The sequence below is a fragment of the Granulicella sp. S190 genome (genome assembly GCF_009766095.1).
In the GTDB taxonomy this organism is placed as follows: domain Bacteria; phylum Acidobacteriota; class Terriglobia; order Terriglobales; family Acidobacteriaceae; genus Edaphobacter.
On the sequence record NZ_LMUD01000008.1, the window covers coordinates 1 to 12,907 of the forward strand.

Annotated in this window: 16 protein-coding genes; 4 read left to right on the plus strand and 12 right to left on the minus strand. The window is 59.8% G+C overall.

Going from position 1 to position 12,907, the window contains the following annotated elements; genetic code table 11:
* Window positions 1–36 precede the first annotated feature (36 nt).
* Window positions 37–144 (plus strand): helicase HerA-like domain-containing protein, encoded by a 108-nt coding sequence (locus GSQ94_RS21615; protein WP_371417433.1) that lies wholly within the window; start codon window positions 37–39, stop codon window positions 142–144.
* On the opposite strand, the gene GSQ94_RS03100 is transcribed toward GSQ94_RS21615, so the two are convergent.
* The 11 genes from GSQ94_RS03100 to GSQ94_RS03150 all read right to left on the minus strand — a co-directional run bounded on the left by GSQ94_RS03100 (window position 141) and on the right by GSQ94_RS03150 (window position 8,987).
* The gene (locus tag GSQ94_RS03100) at window positions 141–527 is read right to left on the minus strand and encodes a Fur family transcriptional regulator (RefSeq protein WP_158941860.1); all 387 of its coding nucleotides are present in this window, start codon (window positions 525–527) and stop codon (window positions 141–143) included. The genes GSQ94_RS21615 and GSQ94_RS03100 overlap by 4 nt on opposite strands.
* A 130-nt stretch (window positions 528–657) precedes the next feature.
* Window positions 658–801 carry a DUF3309 family protein gene (locus tag GSQ94_RS03105; RefSeq protein ID WP_158941861.1) on the minus strand — a complete coding sequence of 48 codons (144 nt, stop codon included), beginning with the start codon at window positions 799–801 and terminating at the stop codon, window positions 658–660.
* A gap of 516 nt (window positions 802–1,317) precedes the next feature.
* Complete coding sequence (locus GSQ94_RS03110) at window positions 1,318–1,515, minus strand: hypothetical protein (protein ID WP_158941862.1); 198 nt, start codon at window positions 1,513–1,515, stop codon at window positions 1,318–1,320.
* 322 nt (window positions 1,516–1,837) lie between these two features.
* A complete protein-coding gene (locus tag GSQ94_RS03115) occupies window positions 1,838–3,073 on the minus strand; it encodes a GGDEF domain-containing protein (protein ID WP_254063602.1) in 1,236 nt (411 codons plus the stop codon).
* Between the two features lie 123 nt (window positions 3,074–3,196).
* Complete coding sequence (locus GSQ94_RS03120; RefSeq protein WP_158941863.1) at window positions 3,197–3,685, minus strand: GNAT family N-acetyltransferase; 489 nt, start codon at window positions 3,683–3,685, stop codon at window positions 3,197–3,199.
* A 74-nt stretch (window positions 3,686–3,759) separates the two neighbouring features.
* Window positions 3,760–4,059, minus strand: a complete 300-nt coding sequence (locus tag GSQ94_RS03125; protein WP_158941864.1) for a type II toxin-antitoxin system RelE/ParE family toxin — start codon at window positions 4,057–4,059, stop codon at window positions 3,760–3,762.
* A complete protein-coding gene (locus GSQ94_RS03130; RefSeq protein ID WP_174240875.1) occupies window positions 4,043–4,333 on the minus strand; it encodes a type II toxin-antitoxin system Phd/YefM family antitoxin in 291 nt (96 codons plus the stop codon). Before GSQ94_RS03130 ends, GSQ94_RS03125 begins: the two co-directional genes overlap by 17 nt.
* Before the next feature lie 95 nt (window positions 4,334–4,428).
* On the minus strand, window positions 4,429–5,496 hold the full coding sequence (locus tag GSQ94_RS03135) for a DUF4238 domain-containing protein (protein WP_158941865.1): 1,068 nt from the start codon (window positions 5,494–5,496) through the stop codon (window positions 4,429–4,431).
* A gap of 15 nt (window positions 5,497–5,511) precedes the next feature.
* Complete coding sequence (ffh, locus tag GSQ94_RS03140) at window positions 5,512–6,897, minus strand: signal recognition particle protein (RefSeq protein WP_158941866.1); 1,386 nt, start codon at window positions 6,895–6,897, stop codon at window positions 5,512–5,514.
* A 190-nt stretch (window positions 6,898–7,087) separates the two neighbouring features.
* Window positions 7,088–8,374 (minus strand): POTRA domain-containing protein, encoded by a 1,287-nt coding sequence (locus GSQ94_RS03145; RefSeq protein WP_158941867.1) that lies wholly within the window; start codon window positions 8,372–8,374, stop codon window positions 7,088–7,090.
* Window positions 8,375–8,486: 112 nt separating this feature from the next.
* Window positions 8,487–8,987 carry a GNAT family N-acetyltransferase gene (locus GSQ94_RS03150; RefSeq protein ID WP_158941868.1) on the minus strand — a complete coding sequence of 167 codons (501 nt, stop codon included), beginning with the start codon at window positions 8,985–8,987 and terminating at the stop codon, window positions 8,487–8,489.
* A gap of 186 nt (window positions 8,988–9,173) precedes the next feature.
* Here GSQ94_RS03150 and GSQ94_RS03155 point away from each other — a divergent pair, with 186 nt between their 5' ends.
* The 3 genes from GSQ94_RS03155 (at window position 9,174) to GSQ94_RS03165 (ending at window position 12,056) form a co-directional block, all read left to right on the plus strand.
* Complete coding sequence (locus tag GSQ94_RS03155; protein WP_158941869.1) at window positions 9,174–10,136, plus strand: site-specific tyrosine recombinase; 963 nt, start codon at window positions 9,174–9,176, stop codon at window positions 10,134–10,136.
* 130 nt (window positions 10,137–10,266) lie between these two features.
* Window positions 10,267–11,238: a tyrosine-type recombinase/integrase gene (locus GSQ94_RS03160; protein ID WP_158941870.1), complete on the plus strand. Its 972-nt coding sequence runs from the start codon at window positions 10,267–10,269 to the stop codon at window positions 11,236–11,238.
* Between the two features lie 242 nt (window positions 11,239–11,480).
* Window positions 11,481–12,056 (plus strand): hypothetical protein, encoded by a 576-nt coding sequence (locus GSQ94_RS03165; RefSeq protein ID WP_158941871.1) that lies wholly within the window; start codon window positions 11,481–11,483, stop codon window positions 12,054–12,056.
* Window positions 12,057–12,247: 191 nt separating this feature from the next.
* On the opposite strand, the gene GSQ94_RS03170 is transcribed toward GSQ94_RS03165, so the two are convergent.
* A partial coding sequence (locus GSQ94_RS03170) for a hypothetical protein (RefSeq protein WP_158941872.1) occupies window positions 12,248–12,907 on the minus strand: 660 nt, incomplete at its 5' end.

A 12,907-nucleotide genomic window follows, 5' to 3' on the forward strand; every position in this document is an offset into this window, starting at 1 on the left:
GTGCTGGGGTCGGGCGGGTCGCGGCGCGGGGATACGGTGTTGCAGGCGGCGGTGAAGAGTGCGGCGCGGACGATGGGGAGTACGGTAGGGCGGCAGCTGATCCGTGGGGTATTGGGTTCGCTACTGGGTGGATCGAGGCGCTAGCTGGTACAGGCGGCGCAGGTGCCGTAGACGAACATCTCGTGGCTTGCGTAGCGGAAGCCGCGGGGCAGCTTGGGGCGGGTGTGCATCTCGCAGCCCTCGAGCTCGTGGAGGGTGCCGCAGACGTTGCACTGGAAGTGATGGTGATGGGCTTTTCCGGCGACCTCGTAGCGGGTGGAGTTACCGGGAACCTCGACTGGGGTGAGCCACTTGTCGTCAACCAAACTGCCGATGTTGCGGTAGACGGTGGCGATACTAAGGGCGCCCACCTCTTTCTGAGCGAGTGCGAGGGCTTCGTCCGGGGAGAGGGGACGGTCGGCTTCTAGAAAGGCGGCGCGGATGGCGTCTTTCTGGCGGGTGTTGCGGGTTTGAACCGTAGTTGGCATGGGCACGCTTGTCGTAGCTTCACAGCCATCGTAGCGTGTTGCGAAGATAGTCTCAACTAGGGGTAGGTGGGACGGTACGGAGGGCTGTGCGGCCCATTCCACGGGGAGGAGTGGAACGGGCCTTCGGCAGCTAGATCACTTTGAGAAGAAGAAGGATGAGAACGATGAGCAGGATGAGGCTGATGCCGCCGCCGCCATAGTAACCAAGTCCAGGTCCCATGCGAAAGCCGCCAAAGCCGAACACCAAAATCAGAATAATCAAAAGAATAAGCATCAGTAGTTTTCTCCGATCGGCGAAGTTTCGCCAGATGGAGGTGTGATGCAGATTTTGTTACAGACGCGATAACAAAATCTTCCGGGTCACGCCCTCGCATCAGGTTTGAAAATTTGATTCTCCGAGCTGCTCCCCCCTCCCCCTCCCCGCGGTGGGGTATCTTGTGCGTAAATCTTTTCTTTGCAGTAGCTTACGGGTGGTATGCGACTGTAAAATATTCTAAACAAAGGGTTTGTGCACAAAATACTTGTTTTGAGTGAGTTGCGTGATTTGATCGGTGCCTTTCGCTGCTTTAGAGCAGATGTTAACAGGATAGCGGTTTGGATGGGTTGGATACGCCACGCGAAAAGCCGCGACTGGAGCGGGTTTTCGCGTGGTGGGTACTTGACAGAGCTACCGTGCGATAGTTCCTGGAGCTATGACAGTCTGCCTTATGGTGGAAGGACTGCAAACGCAGATTCCCTTCGGGAATGACAACAAAAGAGCAAAAGCGTGTGTCCCGATTGCGGCGTTGCTCTAGTTGCGGCAGAGGGGGCAGGTCATCAGGTGGTCGGTGGCGTGGCGATTTGCGGATTGGACGGCCTCTGAGGTGTCCATCTCCAGGGCGATGGCGTGGGTAGATCTGTTCCGGGCTGGGAGTTCACATTGACGGCGCATGGCTTCGGCCAGGTTCTCTATGAGTAGTGCGCCCTCGGGACAAGAGAGGATCGACATGTCTTGCCTCCTTCGACGAAAGAGACGTCAGATGGTGGTACGTGTTGCAAGGCGGTTCGGATGGGTCGGCAGTTTGCGGTGCGCCGGATAACCCGCAGGGTGGTGGAGGGATTAGGGGATTTGTCATGAAAGCTCCTCTGGGCGGGAAGGTGATGGTCGGACGGTGCCGCGATTGGTGCGAGATATGAAGGAGAGCGGTTCGCGCGTGGCGCGAAGGCCCACATCTCAAAATCGAGATATGGGGCACCCGGATTTGGTGGAAGTTCGAGAGGTTGCGGCTCGCCAAGGAAGATACCTGCTGGCTGGATGGGCAGTTCGAGAGTCAGCTCAGTTCGGCGTCGGCGAAGTTGAGGCTGGAGGTTCGGCGAGAGAGAGAGGGCGAGGAAGCGTAGTGGGAGCGCTTGGCTTCGTAGAGAGATTTGTCGCAGCTTTTGAGGAGTTGCTCCCAGGTAGTGTCGGGGGGCTGCAGCTGAGCGACGCCGAAGCTGGCTGTGATTTTGGAGGTGACCTGATCGTAGAGGACGTTGGCCCGCGCGACGGAGGCGTGGAGTTGAACGACGATGGCGGCGGCGGCTTCGAGGGAGGTGTCGGGGAGGAGGATGGCGAACTCGTCTCCCCCGACGCGGGCGAGGAGGTCGCGGGGGCGGAGTCCGTTCTGGAGGCAGGAGGCGACGGTGAGGAGGGTGGCATCGCCGCAGTGGTGGCCGAAGGTGTCGTTGATCTGTTTGAAGCCGTCGAGGTCGAGGAGGATGGCGGAGATGGGCGCTCCGGAGCGGTTGCAGGCTAGGATCTGCTGACCGGCGGCAACCTCGATGGCGCGGCGGTTGAGCATGCCGGTGAGGGGGTCGGTGGAGGCCTGCACTTCGAGGTCTTCGCGGAGGTGAGCGGCGGTCATCCAGACATAGGAAACGATGGCTCCGCACTGGAGGCCGGAGTTGACGATGATGACCCAGGCGAGGAAGGTGCCGCCGTTGAGATAGTTGTGCGGTGCGCCATGAGTGGCCACGCCTACTATGCGAACCAGGTTCGCGAGGGCGAGGCAGGAGAGCATGAAGGCCATGGAGAGGGAGGGAACGCGGAGAGCGGCGCGCTTCCGGCGGAGGAGAAAGATGGCGATCTGCGCCTGCTGGCAGCCGAGGATGAAGCTGTAGGCGATGAGGCGCTTGGGCGTGTCGTTGTGGAGCCAACCGTACTGGAGCATGGCGACGACGGCGATGAGGCACAGGACAGACTGAAGGTAGTAGCTTCTTTTTCTGCTGCCGAAGAACTCGGTGAGGGAGATGGAGAAGAAGAGATAGCCGGAGACGACGAGGAGGTTGCCGATGACGATGGAGAGGAAGTCGGGGATGTGACCGCGGAGGGCGACCGAGACGGCACCGAGGAAGGCAGCGAGGTTATAGAGGGAGAACCAGTGGATTCCCTTGACGCCTTTGTAGAGGCTGGAGTTTGCGACAGTGATGACGGTGTAGAGGGCCAGGAGGACAACGTGCTCGACATGTAACGTGTGGATGTCCAATGGAGTGGTTCCTTTGGGTTGCTGGCACGTTTCTTGTTGCATGAAGCTTAAGGTTTCGGCGCTTGCTGGTGGAGCCTGAGGGATTGGGTGTAGATGGCCTGACACATGATATCGCCTGGGTGGCGGATTTTTGCGGGAATTGTGTACCGACTTAGATGACCTGGCTCAGCCGAGATTCTTTGCGAAGTAGTTCACGGTCTTTGCGCCGTTGTATAGAACGGCTTGTCCTACTTTTTCGAAGTCCATCGCAAGGTGGAACGCATCTGATGCAGGGTTGGGCGGCTCCGAGTTCACTTCGCAGACGATCCGGGGTACTCCGGCGCGATGTGCGGTAGCGAACAAATCTTCGTAGAGTAGCCGGGCTATTCCCTGACCGCGCGCGGACTCTGCGACGATGACGCGATCTATGTATATGAATGATGGATACGCGCTTTTGAACCAGTCGAAGTTGGGATTCTGGTAGGGAGCGGTGTGGTCGAGCGCGATCAGAAAAGCGGTCTTGCCTTGATCTATACCTCTCGCATAACAAGCCATGCCCAGGAGCGTGGTCAGGTGTGCGAGGTCCAACTCGGACGTTTCTTTGGCATGGGTGTTGTTGAGTTGCAGGGTAGTGCCTGCGTCAAGGCTGCCGAGATTTCGGCTAGTTCTCTCCATCGGCTTTTCACCTATCTGAGGTTGGAGACTACGTTGCCGGTTGGGTCTTCGTGTCGGATGTCTCTTCGGCTCCCTTATTCGATCGGTTTGCGTGCTCCGTGGCGAATGGTGAGAACAGTTACGGTCTTCTTTGTGTCATCGGTGAAGTAGATTACGCGATACACGTTGGGCTTGCTGCCATAGAGCAGGTGGCGAAGAACAGGATTTTCAGGTGTGGCCGGTGCTCGATGAGGCAGGGAGCTAAGCGATTTCAGAGCCTCGTTGAGACCATTGAACCAGGTCGCTGCTGTCTCGGACTGCTCGGCCTGAATGAATTGGAATATGTTGTCGAGGTCCTTTATGGCTCGTGCCGTGAGGCTAACGCGGTATTGCATATTTGCGGCGCATCTCCTCGAACACTTCGTCTGCTGGACGGGTGCGACCTTCCCGCATATCTTCGAGGCCTTGCCGAATGCCTTCGTTCACGTCGGCTGAGGCGGCGAGATCGAGGAGTCGCTGGTAGGCGGCGGCGTCCTGAACGATGGCTTGGGCTTTGCCGTTGACGGTAAGGATGATGGGGCGCTTGGTTTTTTTGAGGCGCTGCATCATCTTGACGGAGTTGTTTCGGAAGGTGGTGAGGGGCTGGATGTCTTTGGTGATGTCGATCATGGGTGCCTCCGGTTTGGAGGTATTTTATCGTACCTGTGGGTAATATCCGTAAAAGCTGAGTGCTCCTTATGAGCACTCCCACCTTCCGCACCTCTTTATTTTGCTAACTCCCGTTCCGCCAAGCTCTGTTGTTCATGCCATCCTTGCCACTGTTTACTTTCACTTCTGATAGCTTCGGGATCGACATTACGAGGCCTATATTGCAAAACGGTTGGATCTTCGCGCGGAGAGAAGATGTAGCGGTGAGCATGTTCGGCAATCATTCTTCGAAGCAGGATTACCTGATGTCGAGGAATCACTTCGCCTCGTTGCTGCGACTTCGCACCTACCTCTGTGAATAACAGATGCTTCGGGCTGAGTGGCAGGAATATGTTGGTTTTCGGGACGTCCCATCCTCCTTTGAAGTCATAATCGTGGCGATTACGGAAGTTTAATCTAACGACTGGATCATCGGTGGTGAACCAAGGTAAGTCATCTTCTGTTGAGAGGATGGTCCATTTGTGATCTGAAAGCCTGTCAATCGAACTGGTGAGAAGATGACGCATTGCGAAGATCCAAGTTCCCCGGCCGACAACGGTTTCCGTTTTTACTTGTATTGAATTTCCGTCCGATGAACGCTCTTGAGTAACACGCAGGGGGAAGTACTCTGAGGTTGGGACAGCACTGCTTTGAATAGGTTGACCCGTCGCGCGCGCTTGTTCGAGTTCTTTCCTAACGTTTTGCGAAGTCTCATCAAGTTGCTTCTGGGCCAATTCTTGCCACCGCGGAAGATTGTCAATCAGAAACGCTGGCGTTCTAACAATTTGTGCAGCTACGAATCGAGCGAGCAAACGATAGTCTTCTTTTCCGAGCCGTTCGCCATGAACAGCTTTAGAGATGCTGTTTGCTGCCGGAGTTTCAAAATCACGATTTAGCCACCGTTCAATTTCGTCTGAATCCTCCTGCAGATGAGCACGAGTGTAAAGATGAGATTGATAACCGATGCCGCGAATGTGCACACGCTTCCATTCGGGAACGGTAGCTTTTGAAACTAAGGTCCGATATCTGAAGAGGTGACCAGATCCTGAAGCGAAATGCTTCAGGTAAAGTTGTGGAACATAATGATTGTCCCGCGTGATCGCGTCGGTTCTTGCATCGCCCGATTGCGTAGTCTTAGTGGACATTAATTACGACTTAGATTATCTGCCGAATTTTTGTTTGCCTTGCATTTGGCTCATCATGCGTTGCTGGGCTTTGATGCCGCCGCCACCGCCTAGGGACTTGAACATCTTTCGCATCTGGGCGTACTGGCGGAGGAGGTTGTTGACGTCCTGTACGGTGGTTCCGCTGCCGCGGGCGATGCGCTTGCGGCGGTTGCCGTTGATGATCTCGTGGTCGAGGCGCTCTTTTTGCGTCATGGAGTTGATGATGGATTCGACGCGGGTGAACTGGCCTTCGTCTACGTTTTCTACTGCTTGTTGCATGCCCGCGAAGGGGCCGACGGAGGGCAACATTTTTAAGATGGACTTCATGCTGCCCATCTTTTTGATCTGACGGAGCTGGTCTCTGAAATCTTCCAGAGTGAAGCCGTCGCCGGAGAGGGCTTTCTTAGCAAACTGCTCGGCTTTGCCGCGGTCGAGGGTGGATTCGGCGCGCTCGAGGAGGGTGGCGATGTCGCCGTGGCCCATGATGCGGGAGACGATGCGGTCGGGGTGGAAGGGCTCGAAGGCGTCGGGCTTTTCGCCGGTGCCGAGGAACTTGATGGGTGCTCCGGTCACGTGGCGGATGGAGAGGGCAGCGCCGCCTCGTGCGTCGCCGTCCATTTTGGTGAGGATGGCGCCGGTGATGGTGAGGAGATCGTTGAAGGCCTTGGCGGAGTTGACGGCGTCCTGGCCGGTCATGGCGTCGGCGACGAAGAGGATCTCGGAGGGGTTGAGGAGCTTTTTGAGCTGCGCCATCTCGTCCATGAGGGAGGCGTCGATCTGGTTGCGGCCGGCGGTGTCGACGATGAGCATGTCGCAGCCGAAGTTGGCGGCTTCGCGCTTGGCCTCTTTGGCGAGGCGGAGGACGGCGTCGGTGCCAGGCTTTTCTTCTGTGAGTTTGCCCTCGTAGAGTTGCGCGCCGATGCTGGTTGCGACGACCTTGAGCTGCTCACGGGCGGCGGGCCGGTAGACGTCGACCGAGACGAGCATGGGGCGGTGGCCGGCTTTTTTCAGCCACTGAGCGAGCTTGCCGGAGGTGGTGGTTTTACCTGAGCCTTGCAGGCCGGCCATGAGAATGACGCTTGGGGGCTGAGAGGCTTTCTGGAAGCGAGCGGTGTCGCGGCCGAGGAGGTTGACTAGCTCGTCGTGGACGATCTTTACGATTTGTTCTGACGGGCTTAGAGCGGTGGCGACCTTTTCGCCGATGGCGCGGGTGCGGATGTGCTCGACGAGCTCGTTGACGACGGTGAGGTTGACGTCGGACTCAAGGAGGGCGAGGCGGATCTCGCGGATGGCGTCGGAGATGTTCTCGTCGGAGATGGTGCCCTGGCCGCGGAGGGTCTTGAAGGAGCGCTGGAGTTTGTCGCTTAGGTTTTCAAACATGACTGCTTCAAGTTTACAGGGAACGAGGCACCGCTGCGCGCGGGGCGGTCACTTCGTGACTTGTATACCTCTTCGGTTGGCCGCTCCCGTTGGTCGCGAGGAAGATATCTTCCAGCGACCAACGGGAGCTTTGAGGCGAAGCCGGTATACCCCCCACGAAGTGGGCGCTGCCTGCGTAGGGCGAACTCAGCTAATTTAAGACGCCGCCTTTGGTGAACGTGATGGTGAGATCAACGAGGTGGGTGTCGGGGTCGGCGACGGCGTTGTAGGTGGCGGAGTAGCCGGCGAGCGTTTGGAGGACGCTGTTGTTGTGGAGGAAGTTGGTGAGGTAGGTGGTGTCGTAGAAGTCGCCGGGGTTCATGTGCCAGGCGGAGTCGAACTGCTTCTGCTGCTCGGCGGAGAGGCCGAGGGCTTTGACGCTGCGGATATGGTACTGCGGGCCGGGGTCGACGGTGATGGTGTAGGAGACGTGGTGGCTGAGATGGTCGAAGGTAGCGGGGGCCTGAACTTTGGCGTCCTGGAAGCCTTTGGCGAAGTAGGCGCCGGCGATGACGGACAGGCTTTGGCGGAGGGCAGCATCGGAGGCCATGTCGCCGGGCTTCATCTTGACATGTTTGTTGAAGTCGGCGGTGCTGATGATGTCGGAGCCGGGCCAGTTGAGCTGAAAGAGCTGGTAGGGCTGGCCTTCCCTGAGGGTAGCGGTTAGGTCGAGATCGACGCTGGTGGAGCTGACTTGCGGCGGGGCCTGGACGAGGTTGAGCACGGCCATGTCGAGGTAGCCCGCGTCATGGTAGGCACTGGTCAGTGCGTTAGTGATGGTGGTGCGGCTGGTGTTGGTGTCGAAGGGCTGATTGGTCTGGTCTTTGATGACAGGGTCGAGCCGGGGCTGCATGGCGGGAGAGGCGTGAACGAGGGTCAGCGTGTGGACGCGGACCTGGGGGGAGTCGATGGCGAAGCTGATGGAGGCTGGGGTGGCGCCGGGCTGCGCGCTGACGGCGATTGCCACAATGTGGGCGGTGACGCCTTTCTCGGCGACCATTGCCTTGAGGGCAGCGGAGATGGCGTCCTGAAGGTTGCCCGTGAGGGGAACGACGCCGGTGTAGAGAGGGACTCGGGTCTTGAGCGCGGTGGTGAGTTCGGCGGGAGTCCACCAGACGAAGTTGGTGAAGGTGGCGGGGAGGAGATTTGCTGGCGGCATGGGCTTGAGGTCGTAGACCAGGCCGGTGGCGTTGGATTCGAAGTTGATGTCGGAGAAGAGTCCGGTGTCGCCGAGGTGCTGGGCGGCGGATTGGAGATCTGCCTGAGTGGCAGTTGCGCCGGGCTGCAGGCCGCTGACTTTGAGGAGATCAGCTTGAGAGAAGGCAGGCGCGCCGGTGAAGGTGATTGGCGGCAGTGTGATGGATTGGGCGGAGAGATATGGCGTGAGGACAGAGAGGCAGAGAGCGAGAAGAGCAAGCCTGAGGGTCGGGGGGCGCATTGGTAGGAACCTTATCTTATGAATGAACCGGGTACAACATCTTTTGGGTGTGGCAGAGAGCATAAGGCGTGGTTGGCGATTGGTTTCTGTTGCGGTGTGGGTCTTTGGCAGATCAGAGGTGACGTTGCAGGAGGATCAGGTCGAGCCAGCGATCGAACTTGAAGCCGACCTGGCGCAGATGGGCGACGCGCTCGAAGCCGAGGCGCTCGTGGAAGCGGATGGAGGCGGTGTTTTCTGCGTCGATGCCGCCGATTAGAGTGCGCTTGTTGAGGCGTTGGGCGTGAGGGAGCAGGGCGAGAAGGAGCTGGGTGCCGATGCCGCGACCGCGATGTGCGGATTGGACGTGGACGGTGTGCTCGGCGGTGAAGCGATAGCCGGAGCCGGTGCGGAAGTCTCCGAAGGTGGAGAAGCCGGTGATGTTTGCGGTGCTGGTGGATTCGTCGGCGGCTACGAGGATGGGGTAGCCAGTGTGTGTTCGCGAGCGGAACCAGGCGAGACGGTCTTCAAGCGTGACGGGATCGTCGCGGTATACGGCGGTGGAGGTTGCGATGATGTCGTTGTAGATGGCGAGGATCCCGGGTACGTCGGACTTGGAGGCTGGACGAATCAGCATGGGAAGAGGTCCTCGCTGGCGTTGAGATCTCGATTTGATTATTTTGCGGGAGCCGAAAGCTGGTGAGGAGATTTTTTATGTGGCGAGGCGAGGGCTTTCGCAAGTGTCGGGCTTGGTGCGTAGTGAGGTTGGTTCGGGTTGCGAGTCGCCAGGCACGGAGGTTTGGGGGGCGGGATAATCGACTCTATGCACGAGACGGGACAGGTTGGCGGGAACGCGCGGACGGTGCGGGAGTTTGTGGCGTACCTGCGGGTAGAGAAGGGGCTGCGGCCGGCCAGTTGCGAGGCGTATCAGCGGGATCTGGAGCAGTTTGCCGAGCATGTGGAGGGGCGGAATGGGCTGCTGGTAGGGGCGGCGCAGGCGGATGTAAGTGGGTTTATGGAAGGGCTGCGGGGGCATGGGGTGGAGTCGCGGTCGATTGCGCGGAAGCTGAGCTGCCTGCGTGGGTTTTACCGCTGGCTGCTGATGGATAAGCGGATTGCGCATGATCCGACGGTGAATGTGGAGACGCCGGCGAGCTGGAAGGTGCTGCCGAAGTCGCTGGCCGAGGGCGAGGTGGCGGAGATGCTGGAGCGGACCGGCGTGGCTGCACGGAGCGCCGATGCGGACGGACTGGCGCTGCGAGATCATGCGATTTTGGAGCTGCTTTATTCGGGTGGGCTGAGGGTGGGAGAGATCTGCGCGCTGCGGGTGGAGGACTTGCATCTGGACCAGGCGCGGGCACAGGTGCGAGGCAAGGGCGATAAGGAACGGATTGTGCCGCTGGGGCGATCGGCGGTGGAAGCGGTAGAGAGATACCTGGCGTTGGGAAGGCCGGAGTTGGTGAAGAGCGGTCTGGACCGGGGTAGGCATGTGGTGCAGCGGGCCCTTTTTTTGAGCGTGCGGGGGAATGCGCTGACGCGACAGTGGGTGTGGGAGATGGTGCGGGGCGTGTCGGGTAGTGGGAGCAAGGTTAGTCCGCATATGCTGCGGCATAGTTGCGCGACACATATGGTGGAGCATGGCGCGGATCTGAGGAGCGTGCAGACCTTGTTGGGGCATGCGGATATTGCGACGACGCAGGTTTATACGCATGTGGCGCTGGGACATTTGAAGAAGGTGCACCGGGAGCATCATCCGAGGGGGAAGCGGCGGCTCGCTGCGAGTTAGGTTGGATCGGAGATGGGCGGGAGCGGTTCGTGCGTAGCGCGAAGGCCCACATCTCAGAATCGAGATATGGGGCACCCGAGTGTTCGGATGTTCACTGTCGATTTGTAGAGTCCCTGAAAGTTGAGGATCTATGCGGGAAGAAGTGAGCGAGATAGAGGGGTTGGCGGAGGGGTTTCTGGCGATGCTCGCGAACGAGCGGGGCGCGTCGGAGCATACGGTGCGGGCGTATGCGCGGGAGGTGCGGAGTTTCGCTGCTTATCTTGGCGAGACGCTTGGCAAAGATGCGCAGGTGCGGGCGGTGGAGCATCTGCATATTCGCGCTTATCTGGGCGTGCTGTATGAGCGGGGGTTGACGAAGGCGAGTGCGGCGCGGGCTCTGGCGGCGGTGAGGAGCTGGTTCAAGTGGCTGGCGAAGGAGGGGAAGGTGGCGCAGAATCCAGCGCTGCTGGTGGGTACACCGAAGCTGCCGAAGCATCTGCCGCGGGTGCCGAGTGTGGAGGAGGTGAACCGGGTTTTGAATTCTCTGGACGGGGAGGGTGCGGGGAAGAAAGAGGGGGCCGAGGCTGCGGCTTGGCCGGAGCGGGACCGGGTGATCTTCGAGATGTTGTATGGGTGCGGGATTCGGAACTCGGAGCTGGTGGGGTTGAATATGGGCAGCGTGAAGTGGCGTGACGACGCGGTGCTGGTGCGGGGCAAAGGACGGAAGGAGCGGCTGGTGCCGCTGGGGGACGAGGCGGCGGTGGCGTTGCGGGCGTATCTTCCGCTACGCGAGGCGAAGCTGGTGGCGGCGGGGAAGGGCGCACTGGTGCATGAGGGGCCCCTGGTGTTGAACCTGCGGATGCGTGGGGATTGCAGGCTGACGACGCGGAGTGTGGGGAGGATTGTGAAGGCGATTGCGCTGAGCCGTGGGCTGGCGGCGGATGTGCATCCGCATACGCTGCGGCATGCGTTTGGGACGCACATGCTGGAGGAGGGCGCGGATCTGCGGGCGATCCAGGAGATGCTGGGGCATGAGCGGCTGTCGACGACGCAGAGGTATACGCAGCTGACGGTTGGTCAGGTGCAGAAGGTGTATGACGAGACGCATCCTCGAGCGAAGTAGGGCGAAGTGATTTTTTCTGGCGTGGTGGATGGGCGTTTTTGCTGGGGGCTTTGGGCAAAACTGGTGTGCGGACGTGGTTTTTTGGTGGTGAGAACGTGGTGGAATGCGTGGTGGAGGTGGTTTGTTGACTGCGTGTTTTTGGGTGGGTGCGGATGCGCCAAGGTTTCCGGATTTATTTTGGGCTTGATGTCGGTTGATGACTTTGGGGTGGCGGGGTGCATCCAATGAGGACGAGGTGGACGATGCTCGAAGGGTTTGCGAAGGGTGCCGGGTTGGCGGCGGTGGGGTTGGTATTGATGGCGGGCCAGGGTTGCAAAAAGAAGCAGGCGCCGGTGGTTGTGACTCCCGTGGTTCGTACTGCGCCGCGAGCGGCTACGCCGGATTTTCCGGATCTGCCTCCGCCGGTGCCGGTGGTTGCGGATCGTGAGGTGCATCACGCGGTGCGGCATGTGGCGGCTCCGCCGGTGATGCAGGCTCCGAGGCCGGTGGTGGATCCGGCGGCGCTGGCTGCGGCGCAGAGGCAAAGCGATGCGGTGTTGTTGCAACGGCAGGAGGCGGCTTCGCAGAGGCAGCAGCAGGAGTTGAATGGGGTGGTGCAGCGGAGCATCAAGACTCAGCAGGATCAGCAGGCGGAGCCAAGGATTCAGGAGCTGCCGGAGGTGCCGATCTCGCAGCCGGATGCGTCTGGACAGCCGCGTATATCGGATAAGATTCCAGGGGAGGATTCGCCGCAGCAGGGTGTCCCGCCGCAGGATGCTCTGCCGCCGCAGGGAGATGATCAGGGGCAGCCTGCTCCACCACCGCCTCCGCCGCAGTAGTTTGTTGAAAGGCGTACTTTTCTGCTCGCTATGCTTCCACTGCAGAAGACAGCCAAACGCAAAGACGAAATACGGGGGTCTCTCCACTGCCTCACACGATGAAGCCGTGAGACTTCGGTCGAGATGACGTTTTTATTTGGTGAGTGATAGAGGAGTCGTGCTGGGTGACGACTCTTTTGAGAGGACGTTTTTTATCTGGGCGGCAGGTTGGCGGGAAACTGAACGAATACCTGCAGGAGATGTGCTGGCGCGGAGGTTTTAGTGGGAGTGACCTGGAGGGACTGATTTGGTTGGACTGCCATTACGCTGCCTAGTCCGAGGGTGGTGGTTTTGTTGTTGGTGGTGATGGTGGAGTCCGCGAGGCCAATGAGGACGGAGGGGGCCGTGGAGGGTGGGATCGCGCACGGGGTGGTTTGGACGCAGACGATGCGGGTGACGGCTACGTGGGGGGAGGAGAACTCGGCGGCATCGAGGTTTTGAGCGAGGCTGGCGGGGGCGGGGCCGCGGAATTCGAGGTCGGCGTCGCCCAGGTGGATGGTGGGGAGTTCGACGCGGAGGAAGTCGGAGGGCAGGTCGCTGAGGTTTTCGATGGCGTGGCGCTCGATGCGGCCGCGGCTGACTCGGAAGGCTCCGGTGTGGGTGGGGGGGCGGGTGATGATGTTGGGCGGGGTCTGGTCGTGGATGATGTTTACGGGGCCGGAGTTGTTGAGGTAGACGTAGACGGTGGTGACGTCAGGGTGATCGTGGACGGGGACCTTTTCATGCGGGCCGTAGTGGACGCGGATGATCTTGAAGGAGTCGTTGGTGAGGAGGGTGGTGTAGTTGGGGGGGAGGGGTGCCTGGGCTTGGAG

Excerpts from the sequence above, each read along its gene's own strand:
- GSQ94_RS03100 (WP_158941860.1), bottom strand. The coding sequence starts at position 527 with ATGCCAACTACGGTTCAAACCCGCAACACCCGCCAGAAAGACGCCATC.
- GSQ94_RS03105 (WP_158941861.1), bottom strand. The coding sequence starts at position 801 with ATGCTTATTCTTTTGATTATTCTGATTTTGGTGTTCGGCTTTGGCGGC.
- GSQ94_RS03110 (WP_158941862.1), bottom strand. The coding sequence starts at position 1,515 with ATGTCGATCCTCTCTTGTCCCGAGGGCGCACTACTCATAGAGAACCTG.
- GSQ94_RS03115 (WP_254063602.1), bottom strand. The coding sequence starts at position 3,073 with ATGCAACAAGAAACGTGCCAGCAACCCAAAGGAACCACTCCATTGGAC.
- GSQ94_RS03120 (WP_158941863.1), bottom strand. The coding sequence starts at position 3,685 with ATGGAGAGAACTAGCCGAAATCTCGGCAGCCTTGACGCAGGCACTACC.
- GSQ94_RS03125 (WP_158941864.1), bottom strand. The coding sequence starts at position 4,059 with ATGCAATACCGCGTTAGCCTCACGGCACGAGCCATAAAGGACCTCGAC.
- GSQ94_RS03130 (WP_174240875.1), bottom strand. The coding sequence starts at position 4,333 with ATGATCGACATCACCAAAGACATCCAGCCCCTCACCACCTTCCGAAAC.
- GSQ94_RS03135 (WP_158941865.1), bottom strand. The coding sequence starts at position 5,496 with ATGTCCACTAAGACTACGCAATCGGGCGATGCAAGAACCGACGCGATC.
- ffh (WP_158941866.1), bottom strand. The coding sequence starts at position 6,897 with ATGTTTGAAAACCTAAGCGACAAACTCCAGCGCTCCTTCAAGACCCTC.
- GSQ94_RS03145 (WP_158941867.1), bottom strand. The coding sequence starts at position 8,374 with ATGCGCCCCCCGACCCTCAGGCTTGCTCTTCTCGCTCTCTGCCTCTCT.
- GSQ94_RS03150 (WP_158941868.1), bottom strand. The coding sequence starts at position 8,987 with ATGCTGATTCGTCCAGCCTCCAAGTCCGACGTACCCGGGATCCTCGCC.
- GSQ94_RS03155 (WP_158941869.1), top strand. The coding sequence starts at position 9,174 with ATGCACGAGACGGGACAGGTTGGCGGGAACGCGCGGACGGTGCGGGAG.
- GSQ94_RS03160 (WP_158941870.1), top strand. The coding sequence starts at position 10,267 with ATGCGGGAAGAAGTGAGCGAGATAGAGGGGTTGGCGGAGGGGTTTCTG.
- GSQ94_RS03165 (WP_158941871.1), top strand. The coding sequence starts at position 11,481 with ATGCTCGAAGGGTTTGCGAAGGGTGCCGGGTTGGCGGCGGTGGGGTTG.